Annotated in this window: 19 protein-coding genes; 6 read left to right on the top strand and 13 right to left on the bottom strand. The window is 68.7% G+C overall.

What is annotated here, in order from left to right; translation table 11 throughout:
- The 7 genes from SCI24_RS10290 to SCI24_RS10260 form a co-directional block, all read right to left on the bottom strand.
- Positions 1-214, bottom strand: a 214-nt coding sequence (locus SCI24_RS10290; RefSeq protein WP_318725282.1) for a hypothetical protein, incomplete at its 3' end; no start/stop codon positions are given.
- Positions 215-259: 45 nt separating this feature from the next.
- Positions 260-1,063 (bottom strand): class I SAM-dependent methyltransferase, encoded by an 804-nt coding sequence (locus SCI24_RS10285; RefSeq protein ID WP_318725281.1) that lies wholly within the window; start codon positions 1,061-1,063, stop codon positions 260-262.
- Between the two features lie 291 nt (positions 1,064-1,354).
- On the bottom strand, positions 1,355-3,241 hold the full coding sequence (locus tag SCI24_RS10280; protein ID WP_318725280.1) for a hypothetical protein: 1,887 nt from the start codon (positions 3,239-3,241) through the stop codon (positions 1,355-1,357).
- Positions 3,238-4,086: an MOSC domain-containing protein gene (locus SCI24_RS10275; protein WP_318725279.1), complete on the bottom strand. Its 849-nt coding sequence runs from the start codon at positions 4,084-4,086 to the stop codon at positions 3,238-3,240. The genes SCI24_RS10280 and SCI24_RS10275 overlap by 4 nt, the downstream gene beginning before the upstream one ends.
- A 30-nt stretch (positions 4,087-4,116) precedes the next feature.
- Complete coding sequence (locus tag SCI24_RS10270) at positions 4,117-4,326, bottom strand: GDCCVxC domain-containing (seleno)protein (RefSeq protein WP_318725278.1); 210 nt, start codon at positions 4,324-4,326, stop codon at positions 4,117-4,119.
- 49 nt (positions 4,327-4,375) lie between these two features.
- Positions 4,376-4,720, bottom strand: a complete 345-nt coding sequence (locus tag SCI24_RS10265; RefSeq protein WP_318725277.1) for a hypothetical protein — start codon at positions 4,718-4,720, stop codon at positions 4,376-4,378.
- 107 nt (positions 4,721-4,827) lie between these two features.
- Positions 4,828-5,907 (bottom strand): NAD(P)-dependent alcohol dehydrogenase, encoded by a 1,080-nt coding sequence (locus SCI24_RS10260; protein ID WP_318725276.1) that lies wholly within the window; start codon positions 5,905-5,907, stop codon positions 4,828-4,830.
- A 197-nt stretch (positions 5,908-6,104) separates the two neighbouring features.
- Between SCI24_RS10260 and SCI24_RS10255 the strand changes: the two genes are divergently transcribed.
- From SCI24_RS10255 to thpD, 3 genes are all read left to right on the top strand, one after another.
- On the top strand, positions 6,105-6,986 hold the full coding sequence (locus tag SCI24_RS10255; RefSeq protein ID WP_318725275.1) for a DMT family transporter: 882 nt from the start codon (positions 6,105-6,107) through the stop codon (positions 6,984-6,986).
- Between the two features lie 33 nt (positions 6,987-7,019).
- Complete coding sequence (locus tag SCI24_RS10250) at positions 7,020-7,772, top strand: Mut7-C RNAse domain-containing protein (protein WP_318725274.1); 753 nt, start codon at positions 7,020-7,022, stop codon at positions 7,770-7,772.
- 185 nt (positions 7,773-7,957) lie between these two features.
- Positions 7,958-8,908 carry an ectoine hydroxylase gene (gene thpD, locus SCI24_RS10245; protein WP_318725273.1) on the top strand — a complete coding sequence of 317 codons (951 nt, stop codon included), beginning with the start codon at positions 7,958-7,960 and terminating at the stop codon, positions 8,906-8,908.
- Positions 8,909-8,998: 90 nt separating this feature from the next.
- Here thpD and SCI24_RS10240 read toward each other — a convergent pair whose 3' ends face one another.
- From SCI24_RS10240 to SCI24_RS10215, 6 genes are all read right to left on the bottom strand, one after another.
- Positions 8,999-9,772, bottom strand: a complete 774-nt coding sequence (locus SCI24_RS10240; protein WP_318725272.1) for an enoyl-CoA hydratase-related protein — start codon at positions 9,770-9,772, stop codon at positions 8,999-9,001.
- 272 nt (positions 9,773-10,044) lie between these two features.
- Entirely contained in the window at positions 10,045-10,890 is an 846-nt protein-coding gene (locus tag SCI24_RS10235) for a 3-hydroxybutyryl-CoA dehydrogenase (protein WP_318725271.1), read from the bottom strand.
- Between the two features lie 277 nt (positions 10,891-11,167).
- The gene (locus SCI24_RS10230; protein WP_318725270.1) at positions 11,168-12,799 is read right to left on the bottom strand and encodes an acyl-CoA synthetase; all 1,632 of its coding nucleotides are present in this window, start codon (positions 12,797-12,799) and stop codon (positions 11,168-11,170) included.
- A gap of 62 nt (positions 12,800-12,861) precedes the next feature.
- On the bottom strand, positions 12,862-14,655 hold the full coding sequence (locus SCI24_RS10225; RefSeq protein WP_318725269.1) for an acyl-CoA dehydrogenase: 1,794 nt from the start codon (positions 14,653-14,655) through the stop codon (positions 12,862-12,864).
- A 137-nt stretch (positions 14,656-14,792) separates the two neighbouring features.
- The gene (locus tag SCI24_RS10220) at positions 14,793-16,187 is read right to left on the bottom strand and encodes an MFS transporter (protein WP_318725268.1); all 1,395 of its coding nucleotides are present in this window, start codon (positions 16,185-16,187) and stop codon (positions 14,793-14,795) included.
- Positions 16,188-16,420: 233 nt separating this feature from the next.
- A complete protein-coding gene (locus tag SCI24_RS10215) occupies positions 16,421-17,059 on the bottom strand; it encodes a class I SAM-dependent methyltransferase (RefSeq protein WP_318725267.1) in 639 nt (212 codons plus the stop codon).
- 87 nt (positions 17,060-17,146) lie between these two features.
- On the opposite strand from SCI24_RS10215, the gene SCI24_RS10210 reads away from it, so the two are divergent.
- The 3 genes from SCI24_RS10210 (at position 17,147) to SCI24_RS10200 (ending at position 18,939) form a co-directional block, all read left to right on the top strand.
- A complete protein-coding gene (locus SCI24_RS10210) occupies positions 17,147-17,554 on the top strand; it encodes a VOC family protein (RefSeq protein ID WP_318725266.1) in 408 nt (135 codons plus the stop codon).
- A 68-nt stretch (positions 17,555-17,622) separates the two neighbouring features.
- Positions 17,623-18,006, top strand: coding sequence for a hypothetical protein (locus SCI24_RS10205; RefSeq protein ID WP_318725265.1), 384 nt, complete (start codon positions 17,623-17,625; stop codon positions 18,004-18,006).
- Positions 18,007-18,009: 3 nt separating this feature from the next.
- The gene (locus SCI24_RS10200) at positions 18,010-18,939 is read left to right on the top strand and encodes a lysophospholipid acyltransferase family protein (protein WP_318725264.1); all 930 of its coding nucleotides are present in this window, start codon (positions 18,010-18,012) and stop codon (positions 18,937-18,939) included.
- Positions 18,940-19,061 lie beyond the last annotated feature (122 nt).

The following is a 19,061-nucleotide window of genomic DNA, read 5'->3' as shown; positions in this document are numbered from 1 at the left end:
GGCCGCCGAAACCGGCTTCCGGGTAGCGGTGGTAGTAGGCGTGGAAGGCCTCGGCGAAATCGCCGCCCTCGAGCAGCACCTCGGCCACCGCCACGCTCAGCACGGTATCGTCGGTGAAGGTGCTCTCGGGCGTGAACAGCGGGAAGTCGCGGGTCTTGGTCCCCGCCTGCTCGTGGACCGAGCCGATGATGTCGCCGGCGATGGCTCCCAGCATGCCTCACCTCCGTCGTCCAGTGCCTTCAATCCCCGATGCGAGCCCTCAGCCGCGACGGCCGCTGACCAGGTGGACCAATACCTCGAACACCGCCCGGCCACGCGGGTCGATCACGTCGGCCAGTTCCTCCTGGGCCTGGGCGAGCACCTCCTGGATGGTGGCCTCGTCGAGGTTCACCCCCATGACCGGCAGCCAGCCGCGCAGGTCCGCCTCGAGAAGCTCGCCGATGCCAGGAAAGTCGGCCGTCCCCCTCAGCGTAGTCACCTCGACCGCCTCCATGCCCGCCTCACGGGTCATGCACACAAGCGCTTCCACATCGCCGAGGACGAAGGGGGCCTTGAGCGCCTCCGCCGCGGCCTCGCCGGCGGTTCGCGCCAGCAGGGCCACCTCGCGGGCGTAGGTGGGATTGCGTTCCAGGCCGTCGAACACCGCCACCGCCAGTCGCCCCGAAGACACCAGCACACGATGCATCTCGCGCAGCGCCCCCGGCTTGTCCGGGAAGAACATCAGGCCGAACTGGCTCACCACCACATCGAACGCCTGCGAACCGAAGGGCAATTGCTGCGCGTCGCCCTGGCGCCACACCACCGCCGGGGCGAGTTCCCGTGCCACCTCGAGCATCCCCGCCATCGCGTCCAGGCCGACCACTAGGCCGGCGGGCTGAACCCGGGGCAGCGCCTCTCGGGCGAGCAGCCCCGTGCCGCAGGCCACGTCGAGGACTCGGTCCCCGGCCGCGACCCTCGCCTCGTCGAGCAGCTGCGGCGCCCACTGCTGGAACAGCGAGGGCACGAAGAGCGCCTCGTAGGCGCGGGCCGCCTCGACCTCCTGAGCCCATGCATGATCGTTCATCAGCCATATCCCCTGCCGTCGCCCCCTCCTCAGGCGCCCATGCGGCACGGCGACGACAATAGCGGTGGGGCATGGGGTGAGAGGGTTCACCCGAGGAGAGCGGGATCAGGCGGGCCATGGCGCTGAGGGGAGCGTGCGGGAGAGCGCGTCGACAGGTCAGCGCCCCCGTTCCCCGCCCTCCTTCGCAGTATAGTCCGGCACGGAGCCGGAGAATCGGGGGATTCGGGGATTCGGGGATCAACGCGGTCTCGGCGCCAGCGCCTCGCCGACGGCGTCGCGCCAGGCAGGGGGTCATCCGGTCAGGAAGGCGCGATGGACCTCGCTGCCGTAGCGTCGGATGATCGCCTGCTTGGTAGCATGGAAGTCGGAGACGCTGCCCTGCCGCACGGAGCCCTCCAGCGAGCGCGTGGCCAGCTCCTCGGCGATCACGTCCAGGAACAGCTCCGCCAGCAGCAACCGGGCGGAGTCGCGGAAATGGCCCCGGCCGTCGACGTAGAGCTGTACCGTCGGGGCTCCGGTGTTGATAAGGATCTTGCGCTCCTCGGGGCTGTAGACGGCCCGGTCCAGGGTGTCCTGGAGGTTGCGGAACTCGTAACCCAGGAACATCGCCTCGCCGTGGTCACGTGCCGGACCGTGGCGCGGCGGATGGGGCATGCCACCCTGGCCGTGGTGTGAGGCCTGCTCGGACAGCACGATCTCGCACCAGGCCCAGTAGGCACCGGCTCGCACGTTGATCTCGCCCCGTGCCCCGGCCGCTTCGCCGCTCAGGGTCCACGTCAGGCGCCCCGCCTCGCCCAGTTCGGCCACCGGCACCTCACGCGGTGCGGCATCGATGACGAGCGAATCGGGCAGCGCGTAGTCGATTGTCAGCACTGCCTCCTCGGGCAGCTGCTCGGCGTCCACCAGCAGGGCCACATGGAAGGGGTGACCCGGCCGACGGTAGTAGAAGGGGGTGGTGAAGCGCAGCGCCGTTGCCGGCGCGGCGGGCTCCTCCACCGGTGACCTCGCCGGCGGCGGGGCGATGCCCAGGTCCTGGATCGCCGCCCGGCTCATGCGCTGCAGCAGGTGCTCGATCATGTGCGCGGTGCGACCGGAGGTGGTGGCCCGTGCCAGGTGCCTGAGCTTCTCCTGCTCGGCCAGCACATGGGGGCCGATGAGGCGGCTGACGGCCCGGGAGAAGGCCTGGACGAGGGCGTTGCGGGGATTGAGCCCTTCCCGCTCGTCGCTGATGATGGCCTGCCCCTGGGCCAGCTTCTCGACCAGGGCCGGGCAGCGAACAGTGCCGAACAGGTACTCGGTGCCCACCTGGTTCTCGTAGTCGAACAGCTGGCAGTCCAGGGCCGCCATCCCGGACAGGACCACCAGGCCATTGGTGCGCTCGTCCCCCCTCAGGATCAGCTCCGCCTCCCGGGCCCGCTTGAGGGTCAGCGTGAAGGGGTAGGCCTGCTGCTGGAAGAGAAAGCTGCCCTCCTGCTCGGGGCCGATAAGCAGGAGCGATGGAGGCTCCTGGAAGCGGATCCGCCCGCTCTGCTCCAGCGCGCGGCCGCGCCGCGTGTGCACCAGGCTCACCTCACGACGCTCCAGGATGTCGCGCAGGAAGAAGTTGTTGGCCAGTGCCTGGACCAGGGTATGGTAGTGGGAGATGGCCACCTGGGGGTTCTCCACCACGATGGTCACCCGGGTGCCGTTGCCCTCGATCCCGAGTCGACGGTGGTCCCCCTCGCCGGCGGGCCTGTCACCGTCCCCGTCCTCGTAGAGGTAGCCGCCGTTGTCGGCACGGAACAGCTCGATGCGACTGTGTCGCCCGTCATGCAGTGTCTCGAGCCAGCCATGGCCGAGCCCGTAGATCGCCTGCTTGAGGCCGCGGCCGAAGAAACCGCGCCCCTCCCCCTCGCCGCGGGCCAGGGGACTGTGCGCCCCTCCGTAGGTCAGGATGCTGGCGGCACGTTCGAACGACAGACCCTCCGCCTGGTCGGTCACCTTGAGCAGGGCGCCGCTCTGGTGGCGTTCGTACTCGATGCGGATCTCGCCGCTTACCGGTTCGCCGGCGCGCTCGAGGCGCCCGTAGCTGTCGTCGCAGTTGGTGATCAGTTCCACCAGGGCCTTCTCGATGGAGGCGAAGCGGCGGGAGTCGATGCCGATGACCCGCTGGTCAACGGGAATGGCGCTGATGGTCATGGCTGTGCGCTCGCGCTTAGCTCATCGCCCACGGCCAGGGTCGAGCCCTCCCCGGCCAGCAGGATGGCGTTCTGGCCGAAGTAGCCGCCGGGCGCCAGGCGGGTGTTCATCTGTACCAGGGTGCGCAGCGGCTCGCCGGGCACGGCGATCTCGCCGGTCGCCTGGTCGACGGTGGTAATCTTGCAACGCTGGCAGGGCTTGCGCAGCCCCAGCCGGACCGCGCCCTCATGGAGGGAGAGCTCGCCCCAGCCATTCTCGGCGAAGGGCTCGGCGGCGTCGACCACGATGCTGGGCCGGAAGCGCTCCATGGGCACCGGGGCGAGCCCCTTGGTCTCGAGCACCCGGTTGACCTCAGCCAGCGACGCCTCCGAGACCACCAGGAAGGGATAGCCATCGGCGAAGGCCGTGTGGGCCTGCTCGCCGGGCGCCAGGAAGTGGGGCTCGACGTTACGACGCTGGTCCGGGGCGAAGCGCACCAGCCGCAGCCCGCTGCCCTGGTAGTCGCCCAGCACGGCCCCGAGCCACGCGGCGGCCTCCTCTCCCTCGTCCAGTGCCTGGCACTGGTCGTCCCAGACATAGACGGGCAGCCGGGGCTGGTCGTCGCGCTGAAGCGGGATACGCAGGGGCACCGCCCCGGGATGCGACAGCATCAGGGCCTCGTCGTCGAGGCTTTCCACGATCCGCGCCATGTGGGGCAGCTGGCGCTGGGTGACGAAGCGGCCGATATCGTCGACCACCATCCATTGGCGGTCATGGGCCAGGCCGCGAACACCCAGTTCGGCCTGGTCGAGGGGGATGCCGCCCAGCGACTTCACCGGGTAGATATTGAGCCGGGTAATCTTCACGGGACTCTCCTGTCGCCGGCGCAGGTAACCTCAGCCACACTCCTGCCCCTGCTGGATGGGCGGGCAGGGCACGCTGCCATAGGAGCAGAACACGCAGCAGTCGCCGGGCCTGGGCCTGAGCAGGCGATGGCACGCCTCGCACTCGTAGAAGTGCTGGCAGGCATCGGTGGGCATGGTCTCGGTCTTGATATGCCCGCATTCGGGGCAGGTGAGGGTCGATTCCCGGATGATATCGGCCATCGTCTCTCTCCTCTTGCTCGCCTCTCACGGGTCGCGGGCAGGTGCCATCCTACAGCCGGCGGGTCTCGACCACATAGCCGATGATCGGATAGCCCGCCTTGCGGGCGGCCTTCTCGGCTTCCAGCTGGGCCTCGACCTTGGAGATGCTGGAGGAGATATGCTCGAAGACGCTATCCAGCTCCAGCGGCTTGGTGCGCACCGCCAGCTTGACCAGATGGCCGGTCTTCGGCGCGCCGGACGGCTTGCTGCGCGTCGCCTTGGGGGCAGGGTTCCCGTCAGCGGGCCATTCGGGGGGCGAGGTCGCCGCCTTGCGCCGGGTCTCCTGCTCATTGTCCATGAAGGCGTTGATCTCGCGACGCATCTGCTGCTCGAATTCGCTCAGTTCCGTTTCCATCGTGTCTCCGTCAACCACAGGGTCGAAGCGAGTGTACCAGAACTCTCGCCGGGGCCGTGCCCCTACAGACACCCGCCCCATGGCGCCTGCCCCGGGCCGGCTGCCCCTCACGAGACCTCGAGAGCGACCTTGAGCACGCCGTCGCGCTGGTGGGAGAAGAGGTCGTAGGCGTCGACGATCTTCTCTAGCGGGTAGCGGTGGGTGACCATGGGGCCGAGGTCCAGGCGGCCACTGTCGATGATCTGCATCAGTCGGCGCATGCGCTCCTTGCCGCCGGGGCAGAGCGAGGTGACGATGCGGTGATCCCCCAGGCCCGCGCAGAAGGCGTCGAGCGGGATGGTGAGGTTCTCGGAGTAGACGCCGAGGCTCGACAGGGTGCCACCGGGCTTGATGACCCGTAGCGCCTGCTCGAAGGTCTGCTGCAGCCCCAGAGCCTCGATGGAAACGTCCACGCCCCGCCCACCGGTGATCTTGAGGATCTCGGCGACCACGTCCACCTGACGGAAGTTGAGCGTCACGTCGGCGCCCATCTTGCGGGCCATCTCGAGGCGCTCATCGACGCCATCCACGGCGATGATCAACCCCGCGCCACGCAGCCGGGCGCCGGCGGTGGCACACAGGCCAATGGGCCCCTGGGCGAAGACTGCCACGCTGTCGCCGATCCTGATGTTGGCCGACTCGGCGCCGGCGAAGCCGGTAGACATGATATCCGGGCACATCAGCACCTGGTCGTCGGTCAGGCCGTCGGGAACCGGCGAGAGGTTGGCCTGGGCATCCGGCACGCGCAGGTACTCGGCCTGGGCGCCGTCGATGGTGTTGCCGAAGCGCCAGCCGCCCATGGGCTTGTAGCCATGGGCGTGGTGGCCGCCGTCCTGGGCACTGCAGCCATCCTGGCAGGCGTAGGAGGTGAAGCTGGGGCAGATGGCGCCGGCGATCACCCGTTGCCCTTCCTGGTAGCCCTGCACGTTGGCGCCGAGCTTCTCGATCACCCCCACCGGCTCGTGGCCCACGATCAGCCCCTTCTCCACCGGGTACTCGCCCTTGAGGATATGCACGTCGGTGCCGCAGATGGTGGTGGTGGTTACCCGGATCAGGGCATCGTTGGGGCCGATGTCGGGAATCGGGCGATCGTCGATCTCGATGCGACCGGGTTCGACGAAGATGGCGGCTTTCATCATGGAGGGCATGGCGCAGGCTCCTGGCGCGGGTAATATAAGGTACCCTTCATTTATAGCAGGCCTTCAGCGCCCTGTGCCTGATGCACATCAATCTCTTGCTGCAGTGCCACGAAAACGGACGCACCGCCGCGCCACTTCCCTGCGCACACCGGCCACCGTAACCTGACGGTTCACTCACCCTCGCCTCGTCATCCAAAGGAACTGGAATGTCCCCCGCCGATACCCTGCGCCTGCTGCTGCTCTCCTCGCTGTGGGGCCTGTCGTTCATCTTCATGCGGGTGGCCTCCCCCGAGTTCGGCCCGGTGCCGCTGGTCCTGGTGCGCATGGGGGTGGGCGCGGCGCTGCTGGTCCCCTTGCTGCTCAGCGTTCGCTACTTGAGGCTGGTGCGGGAGAATGCCGGCAGGCTCTTCCTGCTGGGCTTGATCAACCATGTGCTGCCCTTCTCGCTGCTGGCGCTCGCCACCACCCGCCTGGAAGCGGGCTTCACCTCGCTGATCAATGCCACCACGCCGATCTTCACGGCCCTGCTCGGGGCACTGTTCTTCGCCACGCCCATCCAGCGCCAGCAGTACCTGGGACTGGCCATGGCGCTGTTCGGGGTCTACGTGCTCTCGGCCGACCGGCTGGACTTCACCCTGGGCGGCGACGGCTGGTTCATCCTCGCCGTGCTGGGGGCGACCTTCTGCTACGGGGTGGCGGGAAACTACTCGAAGACCTATCTCGTTCACCTGCCGGTGCGGGTGCTGGCTGCCGGCAGCACGGCCATGTCGGCATTGATCCTGCTGGTCCCGGGCCTGCTGCTCTGGCCCGCGGAGCCGATCAGCGGCCTGGCCTGGGCCAATGGCCTGGCGCTGGCGATACTCAGCACCACGGTGGCCTTCCTGCTCTACTTCGGGCTGATCGCCAGTGCCGGGGCCACGGCCACCTCCACGGTGACCTTCCTGGTGCCAGTCAGTGCCCTGGTGTGGGGCTACCTGCTGCTGGGCGAGCGTCTCAGCCTGCAGATACTGGCTGGCATGGCGATCACCCTCGCGGGCACCGCCATCGCCACCCGCATGATCCGGCGACGCAGGGGCCGTGTCGCCTAGACTGAACCCGAACGTGCCCAAGGGGGAAGCGCCATGCCCCATGCCGAGTTCCGGTTCCATGACCGGCTGAACGACTTCCTGCCGCCGGCCTTCCGCGGCGAGCCTCTCTTGCGTGACGTGTCGCGCCGGGCGGCGATCAAGGACGTCATCGAGTCGCTGGGGGTGCCGCATACCGAGGTGGACGTGATCCTGGTCGACGGCGCCTCGGTGGGTTTCGAGCACATCCTCGCCGGCGGTGAGCGGGTAGAGGTCTACCCCTGGACGGTTGCCCCGGAAGTGGCCCACCACCTGCGCCCTCGCCCACCGGCATGCCCACGCTTCCTGCTGGATGCCCAGCTGGGCCGGCTGGCCCGCTACCTGCGCCTGCTCGGCTTCGACTGCGACTATCGCAACGACATCGGCGACGCCGAACTGGCCGCCCGGGCCGACGAGGAGCAACGCGTGGTCCTGACCCGCGACCGCCGGCTGCTCAAGCGCAGGCGCATCCGCCTCGCCCACTACGTGCGCGCCGACGACCCCTGGCAGCAGGTCGAGGAGGTATGCCGGGAGTTCGACCTCCTCCCTGCCTTCGCGCCCTTCACCCGCTGCACGCATTGCAATGGCCGTCTCGTCCCTGTGGCCAAGGAGGCGGTGATCGACCGGCTCGAGCCCCTGACGCGGCAGTACGTGGACGACTTCCTGCAGTGCGAGGCCTGCGGCCGGCTCTACTGGCACGGCAGCCATGTCGCGCGCATGCAGGAGCGGGTGGCGCGGCTGCGACAGACGCTTGCGCAACCTCCGGGGTAAACCTCTCGGCCATCCTGGCCAGAGGGTTGAACTCTCGCGGTCTCGACCCGAGAGTACTGACTAATGGCACGCATGCCGGAGCCCCTTTCCGCTGGCGATCCAGCGGATCGGCCCGGCACGGTTCACCCCGTTTCCCCCTGGGACATTCGGGATTCGCGTTACTGGAATCACGAGGAGGTTTCCCCATGGTGGATCATCTCGACCCCTATCCCACTCGCCTGACCGAGTACCGCGCGCCGCTCCCCCGCCGGGACCCGGTGGTGCATGCCCGCAACCAGCGCCGCTGGGAGGGCCCGCTGGATGAAGTCGCCCTCTCGCGCTACGAACGGGACGGCTTCCTGTGGTTCGACGGGTTCTTCTCCCGGGACCGCATCGAGCCATTCTTCGAGGAGCTCAAGGCGATGGCCAATGACGAGTCGCTGATGCGCTCCGAGCAGGTCATCCAGGACCCGGCCAGCGGCGCCATCCGCTCCGTGTTCGGCATGCACCAGCTCTCGGAGCACTTCGACCGCCTGACCCGCGACCCCCGTATCCTGGGCATGGTGCGACAGCTGCTGGGCAGCGAGGTCTATATCCACCAGTCGCGCATCAACGACAAGTACGGCTTCCAGGGCAGCGGCTTCGACTGGCATTCGGACTTCGAGACCTGGCACGCCGAGGACGGCATGCCACGCATGCGGGCGGTGAGCGCCTCGCTGATGCTCACCGACAACAGCGAGTTCAATGGGCCGCTGATGCTGATTCCCGGCTCCCACCGCCAGTTCGTGCCCTGCATGGGCGAGACGCCCGAGACGAACTGGCAGGAGTCCCTCAAGGCCCAGAAGATCGGGGTACCCGACCAGCAGGCCCTGGCCAGCCTGGCCGAGCACGGCGGCATCCAGGCGCCCAAGGGACCGGCGGGCTCGCTGCTGCTGTTCGAGTGCAACACCCTGCACGCCTCGAACGAGAACATGTCGCCCTGGCCGCGCTCCAACCTGTTCTTCGTCTACAACAGCGTGGACAATGCCCTGGAGGAGCCCTACGCCGCCCCATCGCGGCGTCCCGAGTTCCTGGCCACGCGCGGCGACATCGAGCCGCTGACGATGCATGACGACTTTCCGGAGCTCTCCGGGCAGGGTGTCGACCCGCTGCGCTGAGGCGTGTCGGGCGCCATGCCGGTTTCCACCCGCACACGACAACGGCCGTGGCGTCACCGCCACGGCCGTTGTCGCTGGGGCCCATCAGGCTCAGAAGTTAGGCTTGCGCTTCTCGACGAAGGCGCTCATGCCCTCGCTCTGCTCGTCGCCGGCGAAACAGAAGGCGAACAGGGCGTTCTCCAGCGCCAGGGCGCTGTCCAGCTCCTGGTCCATCCCGTCGTGGATCGCCTGCTTGGCGGCGCGCACCGACTGCGGGCCGTTGCCACCGAGCTGCTTGGTGAGCTCCTCGACGTAGCCCTCGAGCTCGGCCTGGGGCATCACGCGGTTGACCAGGCCGATGCGCAGCGCCTCGCCGGCATCGATCTTGCGTCCGGTGGTGCAGAGGTCGAGGGCCATGGCCGGGCCGACCCGGCGCGGCAGGCGCTGGGTGCCGCCGAAGCCGGGGATCACGCCCAGCAGCACCTCGGGCTGGCCGAAGATGGCGTTGTCGCTGGCCACCGCCCAGTCGCAGGCCAGTGCCAGCTCGCAGCCACCGCCCAGGCAGAAGCCGTTGACCAGTGCCACGGTGGGCACCGGCAGGGTCTCCAGGCGCTTGAAGGTATCCAGCGCCTGGCGCGCGAAGTCGCGGGCTTCCGCGGGCATCTTCTCGCGCATCTCGGCGATGTCGGCGCCGGCCACGAAGGACTTCTCGCCGGCGCCGGTGATCAGCACCGCGCGCAGGTCATCGCGGCCCTCAAGGCCGGCCAGCACACGCTCCAGTTCCGCCAGCACGTCGCTGTTCAGGGCATTCAGCGCCTTGGGGCGATTGATGGTCAGGCGCACGATGCCGGCGTTGTCGACCACCTCGATCGTTTTCTCGCTCATGGATGGGGCTCCTTGGGTTGTTGTTGGGACGGGGTTGAGAGGCTATTGAGACTATACCACCCAACCCTAGCGAACGCTTGGTTGAGCGGCAATCCCCTCTTCGGCGGATCAATGAGTAGGAAGCGTTCGATTCACGTCACGAGCGAAGATAGGCTGGCCGCCGCCGGACCGCAGCTCCCGGAGTGTAGCCTGCTACATGAGGAGAGCGACGGTCCGACGCTTCGGGACCGCCGGCGGCCAGGATATCGAGCGCAATAGTGAATCGTCGCTTCCTAGTAGTGATGGAAGCCGCGACCCGTCTTCCGCCCCAGGTATCCGGCGGCTACCATGCGCTTGAGCAGCGGGCAGGGGCGGTACTTGGGATCGCCGAAGCCCTCCTGCAGCACCTCCATGATCGCCAGGCAGACGTCCAGGCCGATCAGGTCGGCCAGGGCCAGCGGGCCCATGGGATGGGCGGCGCCCAGCTTCATGGCCTCGTCCACCGCCTCGGGGGTGGCGGCGCCCTCCTGCACCAGGAAGGCCGCCTCATTGATCATCGGCACCAGCAGGCGGTTGACCGCGAAGCCGGGCGAGTCGCCCACCGGCACCGCAGTCTTGCCGAGGTCGGCGGCCAGCTGCTCGATGCGCGCCACGGTGGCGTCACTGGTCTGCTCGGCGCGGATCACCTCGACCAGCTTCAACACCGGCACCGGGTTGAAGAAATGCATCCCCACCACCCGCTCGGGGCGCTCGCAGACGGCGGCAAGCCGGGTCAGCGACAGCGAGGAGGTGTTGGAGGCCAGTATCGCGTCGTGGGTCAGGCGGCTCAGGTCACGAAAGAGCTTCTCCTTGAGCGCCGGCTGCTCGGGGGCGGCCTCGATGATCACCTCGCAGTCGCGCAGGGCGTCGAGGTCGGTGGTGGTGTCGAGCCGCGCCATGGCGGCCTGCTGATCGTCGGCGACGAGCTTCTCCTTGGCCACCAGCTTGCCCAGGCCCTTTTCGATGGCCGCCCGGGCACGCCCGAGCTGCTCGTCAGCCACGTCATAGAGCTTGACGGCGAAGCCGCTGGTGGCCAGGACCTGGGCGATACCCTGGCCCATGGTGCCGGCGCCTACCACGCCGATCGGTTGCTCACTCATTGCACTCTCCTGATGATTTGTCTTGATCTGCGATGGACTGTCGCTCGAAGCTTTTTCCGGGGACAAGCCTGCGGGGAGGCGCTGTGAACCCCTCCCTGGGCGCTACCGACGCCCTGCTGCGCTCTCGCGTCCCGCTCCGCTTGCAGGTCCGGTGCTGGCCATCCTGGCCAGCCCGTTCGGAGCGATGCTCCTCACCCCTGGCGTAGGACCTCCCCTTCGGCTTGTCCCCGGACGCTTCTCGCTTCAGTCATAGACGATTGGCTTTTGTGATCTGCTGCTACTGCTTGCGCGCTTCTTCGCGCAGCACGAACTTCTGGATCTTGCCGGTGGAGGTCTTGGGCAGCTCGCTGAAGATCACCGTCTTCGGCGCCTTGAAGTGCGCCAGGTGCGCCCGGCAGTGGTCGATGATCTCCTGTTCGGTGACCTCGCCATAGCCCACCTTCAACTTGACGAAGGCGCAGGGGGTCTCGCCCCACTTCTCGTCGGGCTTGGCCACTACCGCGGCCTCCTCCACCGCCGGGTGTGAGTAGATGCAATCCTCCACCTCGATGGTGGAGATGTTCTCGCCGCCGGAGATGATGATGTCCTTGGAGCGGTCCTTGATCTCGATGTAGCCGTCGGCATGCCACACGGCCAGGTCGCCGGTATGGTACCAGCCGCCTTCAAGGGCCTGCTCGGTGGCCGCCTCGTTCTTGAGGTAGCCCTTCATCACGTTGTTGCCGCGCATCAGGATCTCGCCGATGGTCTGGCCGTCCTTGGGCACCGGCTCCAGGGTGTTGGGGTCGGCCACGCAGAGCGCCTCGAGCATGTGGTAGCGCACCCCCTGGCGGGACTTGAGTTTCGCACGCTCCTCCATGGGCAGCTCGTCCCAGGCGGCGCGCCAGGCGCAGGATGTCACCGGGCCGTAGACCTCGGTGAGGCCGTAGACGTGGGTGACGTCGATACCGAGCCGCTCGACGCCGGCGATCACCGAGGCGGGCGGCGCGGCGCCGGCGGTGGTGACCTTCACCGGGTGGTCGAAGTCGCGCTTGTCGGCGTCCGGCAGGTTGACCAGGCCGTTGAGCACGATGGGCGCGCCGCTGAAGTGGGTCACCCCCTCGTCGGCGATCAGGTCCATCACCTTCTTCGCTTCCACCTTGCGCAGGCAGACGATGGTGCCGGCGGCGGCCGCGATGGTCCAGGGGAAGCACCAGCCGTTGCAGTGGAACATCGGCAGGGTCCAGAGATAGACCGGGTGGTGGGGCATCGCCCACACCAGGATGTTGCTGGTGGCGTTCAGGTAGGCGCCGCGGTGGTGGTAGACCACGCCCTTGGGCTTGCCAGTGGTGCCGGAGGTGTAGTTGAGCGAGATCGCCTGCCACTCGTCCTCGGGCAGCCGGTAGGGATGGGCCGAATCGCCCTCGGCGAGCAGCGCCTCGTACTCGAGCTCGCCGATGGCGCGCCCCTCGGGCAGGAACTGCTCATCCGCCACGTCGATGACCAGCGGCTTCTCCTCGAGCTTGCTCACCGCCGCCTCGATCACGTCCGAGAACTCCGGGTCGACCAGGATCGCCTTCGCCTCGCCGTGCTCGAGCATGTAGGCGATGGCCTCGGCATCCAGGCGAATGTTCAGGGTGTTGAGCACACAGCCGGCCAGGGGCACGCCGAAGTGGGCCTCGAACATCGCCGGCACGTTGGGCAGCATCGCGGCCACCGTCTGGCCGGACTGGATGCCGCGCCCTTCCAGCGCCGAGGCGAGCCGCCGGCAGCGCTCCCAGGTGGTGGCCCAGTCGCGGCGGATCTCGCCGTGGATCACCGCCGGGTAATCCGGATAGACCGAGGCGGTGCGCTCGATGAAGGTGAGGGGCGAGAGTGGCACGAAGTTGGCGGGAGTCCTGGGCAGGCCCTGCTCGAAGATGCTCTGGCTCATGGGAAAGCTCCGTGAGGTGGTCCGGAAAGCATGCCGCCGGCGCGGAGCCGGCGGCGAAGGCGTCAGTGGGCGGCGGCGTCGAAGGCGGCGAGGCTTGCCATGCCGGCCTCGATCACCGCGCGCTGGGCGCGACCCACCGACAGCCACTGGCGAATGGCGTAGTCGGCAGCCTGACGCTTGGCCGTGTAGAAAGGTTCGTCGCGGCCGGCCTGGAGGGCCGCGGTGGCGGCCAGCGCCGCGCGGCCCATCTGCCAGGCGCACAGCACGTGGCCGGCCAGGCTCAGGAAGGGGGTGGCGTAGGCCTGGACGGCATCGGCGCCACGCTCGGGGTCGGTGCCCGCCTCGAGCACCGCCGCCATGGCGGCGCGCAGGTCGGCGGCCCCGCCGGCAAGCTCCTCGCCGAGGGGCGCCAGTTCGGTGGTCGCCGAGAGCGCCCGGGCGGTACCTTCCACCTCGTCGATCAATTGGGTCAGGGCCGCACCGCCGTCGCGCTGCAGCTTGCGCCCGGCCAGGTCCAGGGCCTGGATGCCGTTGGTGCCCTCGTAGATGGGGGCGATGCGGGCATCGCGCAGCAGCTGGGCGGCACCGGTCTCCTCGATGTAGCCCATGCCGCCATGCACCTGCACGCCCAGCGAGGCGATCTCCACCGCCTGGTCGGTGGAAAAGGCCTTGACCACCGGGATCAGCACGTCGACCCGCGCCTGGGCGGCGGCGCGCTCGCTCTCGTCGGCGGCGTGGCGGGCCAAATCCAGCTGGGCGGCACAGTAGAGGGCGAGCGCGCGCAGGGCGTCGGTGCGCCCACGCATGGAGAGCAGCATGCGGCGCACGTCGAGGTGGTCGCTGATGGTGCAGTCATTGCGGCCGGAGCGCGGGCTGCGCCCCTGGGTCCGGTCCAGGGCGTAGGCGAAGGCGTGCTGGCAGGCACGCTCGGCCACGCCGATGCCCTGGATCCCCACCTTGTGGCGCGCCTCGTTCATCATGGTGAACATGTGGTTGAGGCCGCGCCCCTCCTCGCCCACCCGATAGCCGATGGCACCCTCCTTCTCGCCGAAGCTCAGGGTGCAGGTGGGCGAGCCGTGGATGCCCAGCTTGTGCTCGATGGAGGCACAGGTGACGTCGTTGCGCTCGCCCAGGCTACCGTCCTGATTTACCAGAAACTTGGGCACAAGGAAGAGCGAGATGCCCTTGTTGCCCTCGGGGGCATCCGGCTTGCGCGCGAGCACCAGGTGGATGATGTTCTCGGCGGCGTCATGCTCGCCCCAGGTGATGTAGATCTTCTGGCCGAAGAGCCGGTAGCTGCCGTCCTCTTGTGGCACGGCGCGGGTGCGCACCCTGGAGAGATCCGAGCCGGCCTGGGGCTCGGTGAGGTTCATGGTGCCGGTCCAGGTGCCCTCGACCAGCTTCGGCAGGTAGGTGGCCTGCTGCTCGTCGCTGCCGTGGTGGGCCAGGGCCTCGATGGCGCCGGCGGTGAGCATCGGGCAGAGGCCCAGCGCCATATTGGCGCCGTGGAGCATCTCCTGCACCGCGCTGGCCACCACCTCGGGCAGTCCTTGGCCGCCCAGCGCCTCGGAGACCCCGATGCCGTTCCAGCCGCCCTCGGCGTAGGCGCGATAGGCCTCGGCGAAGCCGTCGGGGACGCTCACGCCGCCGTCGTCACGACGGGTGCAGCCCTGGCGGTCACCGCTGGCGTTGAGCGGCGCCCAGACCTCGCCGGCGAGCCTCGCGGCCTCCTCCAGCACGGCCTCCACCAGGTCGGGGCTGGCTTCCTCGAAGCCGGGCAGGGCGAGCGAGCCATGCTCGAGCATCTCCTCCAGCACGAAGCGGACGTCGCGGACGGGGGCGGCATAGGGGGTCATGGGTCACCTCGGGAAAAATGATAGTCACGATAGTAGATTCACTACTTTTCGTTAACCATTATCCCTAAGTCGACCCCGGAGGCGAACGAGCCCGCTGCCGAGCAGCGGGCTCGTTGGGGTAGCAGGCGGAGGGGAGGTCAGGGGCGCGAGATATTGTCCAGGGCGGCCTCCTCGGGCGTCTGCTCGTCGTCGAAGTAGGCAATGTGCGGCTCGTCGGGCGGCGGCGGGCCGAACAGCGGCTCGGCCACCGCCACCTCGGGCACGGCCCCGGAAAGGTCCTCGACGTGCTCGTGCTCGATGGCGCCCTGCACCAGCTCCTCGGTGACGGCGAGCTCGGCCCCCGCCGCCGACATAGGCGTGCTGGGCGAGAAGGGCGCCACCGGCAACGGCGCCGGACGCACGCTGCGCCGCCAGCCGAAGAAGGCCACCAGGATCAGGCCCAGGGCGCCGAAGCTCCAGAACAGGCCGGCATCGCCCAATACCGCCATCACCGGCGAGACCAGAGGCGGGCTCAGCGCCGAGCCGATGGCGTTGATCAGCAGCAGCCCCTGGCTCATGCGCACCAGGGCGCCCGCCGGAGCGCGGTCGGCGGCGTGGCCCACCGCCACCGGATAGAGCGAGAAGACCCCGCCACCGAGCAGGAACAGCAGCCCGGCCAGGACCCAGGTATTCATCGGCAGCCAGAGGACCGCCGCGGAGATCAGGGTGCAGAAGGCCCCGATCAGGATCAGCACCAGCTGCCGATCATGGCGGTCCGACCAGCGCCCCACCGGGTACTGCAGCAGCATGGCACCGAGCACCACTACCGCCATCATCTGGCCGATCCGGTCGACCGGGAGGCCGGTACGCTGCAGGTAGAGCGGCAGCAGGGAGTAGACCGCGGCCACCGCCAGCCCCGAGCCGAAACTGCCCATCACCCCGGTGGGGGTCAGGGTGATCAGGCGCAGCGGCGAGAGCGGCTCGGCCTTCTCGATCAGCGGCGAGACCCGGGGGATCATCGCCATGGGCAGCACCGAGAGCGAGGCCAGCATGCCGATCACCATGAACGACGCCGCCCCGCCCATGGCCTCGGTGACCCCGAGCAGCAGCTGGCCGAGCACGCCGGCGGCGTAGAGCGAGATCATGTAGAGCGCCAGCAGGCGGCCGCGCACCCTGGCATCGCCGGAGGCCAGCAGCCAGCTCTCGATCACCAGGTAGACGCCCACCGTGGCCCAGCCACCGATCAGGCGCAGGGCGAACCAGGCCCAGGGCTCTGCCACCAGCCCCTGCAGCAGCACGGTCACCGCCACCAGCGAGGCGAAGCTGCCGTAGGCGCGGATATGGCCGATGCGCAGCAGCAGGCGGTCGTTGAGCATGGCGCCCAGCGCCAGGCCGATGAAGTAGGCCGAGGAGACCCAGCCGATCACCACCGCGGACTCGCCGGCGGCATCCAGCCGCAAGGTGATCACCGTGGCCAGGAAACCGTTGCCGATCCCGAGGATGAAGAGCCCCAGCAGGGGGGCCAGGGCCATGGCCAGCAGTTGCCGCGACATGAAGGGCCTCACAGCAGCGGGTGAAAGGGAGAAGCGTGGCAGAGGAAGCGTGGCAGAGAGTGCCGTGGCGCGCCTGCTCTCGGTATCGGTGACGACGCTCGCGGCATCGTGAGCGCGCGAATCATACTCCCGGCCGGCGGCGAGTCAATCGATTTGTTGCCCCCGGACCCACTTGTCGGGGGTATCTTTCATCGAGGCCATCGATGGCGGGCGATGTTGCTGGCCATGCCCTCTCAGCGCTTCTGCAGCATCGCCACATCCGGCGCCGGGAACTCGACCCGCATGTCCAGGTGACCCGCCAGCCACACGAAGGTCGCCTCGCTGAAGAAGACCACATGGGTGGGGTCGAGGATGTAGTGCCAGCGCGTGAAGGCCGCTCGGTCAGCGACGCGCTTGGTCATCACCCCCAGCCAGCCGCCGGAGGGGAGCAGGTCGGCAAGCCGCGCCAGCTCCTCCCCCGGCGCGAAGAGGTGCTCTGCGACCTCGCTGGCGGTGATGAAGTCGTAAGTCTGTTCGAGCACCGCCACGTCAGGCGCGTAGAAGGGGTCGTAGATCGCCATGGGGTGGCCCGCCTCCTCGAACATCACCGACAGCGTTGGCCCCGGCCCCGAGCCGAAGTCGAGCCCGCGGGCCCCGGAAGCGAGCCGCTCGCGCAGGGGGTCGAAGAGCCGCGACAGGAAGCGGCGATAGCCCGCGTCGTGCGGCGAGTTCTCGTGCTGGTCGTAGACCGCCCTCTCCGCTGCCGGCCCGGGCCGCTGGTCGGGTGGCACGAATACCAGCGCGCAGCGACGGCAGCGATGGTAGTCGCGCCGGGTATCGCGGTGAAAGTGTCCGGTGTCGGTGGTCGCACATAGCGGACAGGTCAGCATCATCGTATCCTCTGTGCCAGAACAAGCTCTCCCAGGATTCCCCTGTTCTCTCCAGAACCCCGCAAGCCAGAACCCCGCAAGGAGACCCGAATGCTGTCAGGTCTGGACCATCTGGTCATCACCGTGACCGACATTTCCCGTGCCGTGGACTTCTACTCCCGGGTGCTGGGACTGGAAGTGCGCTACCGCGACCGCGAGCGCGTCGACCTGATGCTGGGCGACATCGCCCTGCGCCTGCACTGGACCGCCACCGATGTCACCCCCCGGGCCGCCACGCCCACGCCCACGCCCGGCAGCCTCGACCTCTGCCTACGCAGCCTGCTGCCGCTCGACGAGGTGCAGCGCCATCTGGAAGCGCTGGAGGTCGAGGTGGAGCTCGGTCCGGTGACCCGACAGGGCGCCACCGGCGAGATCACCTCGCTCTACCTGCGCGACCCGGACGGCAACCTGCTGGAGATCAGCCGCCCCGTAAAGTCCGACAGGCTCCTGGCAGACTGAGGCCCGGTGGCATTGTCGTCCTCGACCGGTATGATTGGCGTCAGCTATTCGCACTTCAAGGACGCGCCATGAACGACCCGCTGCCACAGGACGACGACCGTGCCATCGCCGAACGGCGCTCTGCCCCCGACACGACCATCCCCATCGTGGTGTACGTGCTGCACCTGGCCGGCATGGTCACCGGCGGCCTCACCTCGCTGGTCGGCGTGGTGATCGCCTATGTCTACCGCGGCAACGGGCCGGCCTGGCTCGACGAGCACTATCGCTACCAGATCCGTACCTTCTGGATCGCCCTGCTCTACTTCGGCATTTCCGGCCTGCTGACCCTGGTTCTCATCGGCTTTCTCACCTGGCTGGCCGCGGTAGTGTGGCTGGTGATCCGCTGCGTGAAGGGGCTCAAGGCCCTCAACGAGCATCGCGCGCCGGACAACGTGGACAGCTGGTGGGTCTGATCCATGGCCGGAGGTGAGTCCCGCTCGAACGTCATCCAGGCCCGAGCCATCGCCACGCTATGGCGCAGCCTCGCCGGGCGCAGGCTCACCACCCTGTGGCGGCTGGCCCGGCTGCTCGGCCCGCTGGTGGAACGGCTCAGCCGCCGGGAGCGACGGGTCACCCGGACCAACCTGGCCCAGGTCTACCCCTCCCGCAGCGACGCCGAGCGCCGGCGGCTCTCCCGGCAGAGCCTGGCCCACTCCACCGCCACCATGCTCGAGCTGGGTTTCGCCTGGATGGGCGACCCCGAACGGGTCGAGGCCGCCATCCTCGAGGTCCACGGCCGCGAGTTGCTGGACGGGGCCCGGGCCGAGGGGCGCGGCGTCATCGTGCTGGCCCCCCACTTCGGCAACTGGGAGGTGCTCAACTTCTGGCTCTCCGGCCACTTCCCCTTCACCGCCATGTACGAGCCCCCCAAGCTCGCCCCGCTGGACCCGATCATCCGCCAGGGCCGCGAACGCCGGGGGGCGCGCCTGGTGCCCACCAACCCGCGCGGCGTGGCCGCCCTGCTCAAGGCGCTCAAGCGCTCCGAGGCGGTGGGCATCCTGCCCGACCAGGAACCCGACTGGGGCAGTGGCGTCTTCGCGCCCTTCTTCGACCGCCCCGCCTACACCGCCACCCTGCTGCCCAAGCTGGTGGCCCGCACCGAGGCGCGGGTCGTCACCGGGGTGGCACTGCGCCTGCCCGGCCGGGGCTTTGCCCTGCACTTCCTGGCCGCCGACCCGCGGGTCTACGACCCCGACGAGGTCACCTCGGCCACCGGCGTCAATGCCAGCGTGGAGGCCGCCATCGCCCTGGAGCCGGCCCAGTACCAGTGGGAGTACAAGCGCTACCGCAAGACCCTGCAGGAGGCCGAGGGCCGCCCGGACTTCAAGCGATTCCGGCTCTACTGATCCCGCTGCATGGGAGCGTCGACCGTCCGGCATCCGGGTCGGCGCCACGGAACTCTTTCCGGGGCCAGGCGTCTAGTTTTAAGGTTTCAAGGCGATACAACGATACAACAACGACGCGCCTT

This window comes from Halomonas sp. (assembly GCF_033549285.1).
Classification (GTDB): Bacteria; Pseudomonadota; Gammaproteobacteria; order Pseudomonadales; family Halomonadaceae; genus Halomonas.
Note: the sequence above shows the minus strand (reverse complement) of the source record. Positions and strands in the feature narration are given on the sequence as shown.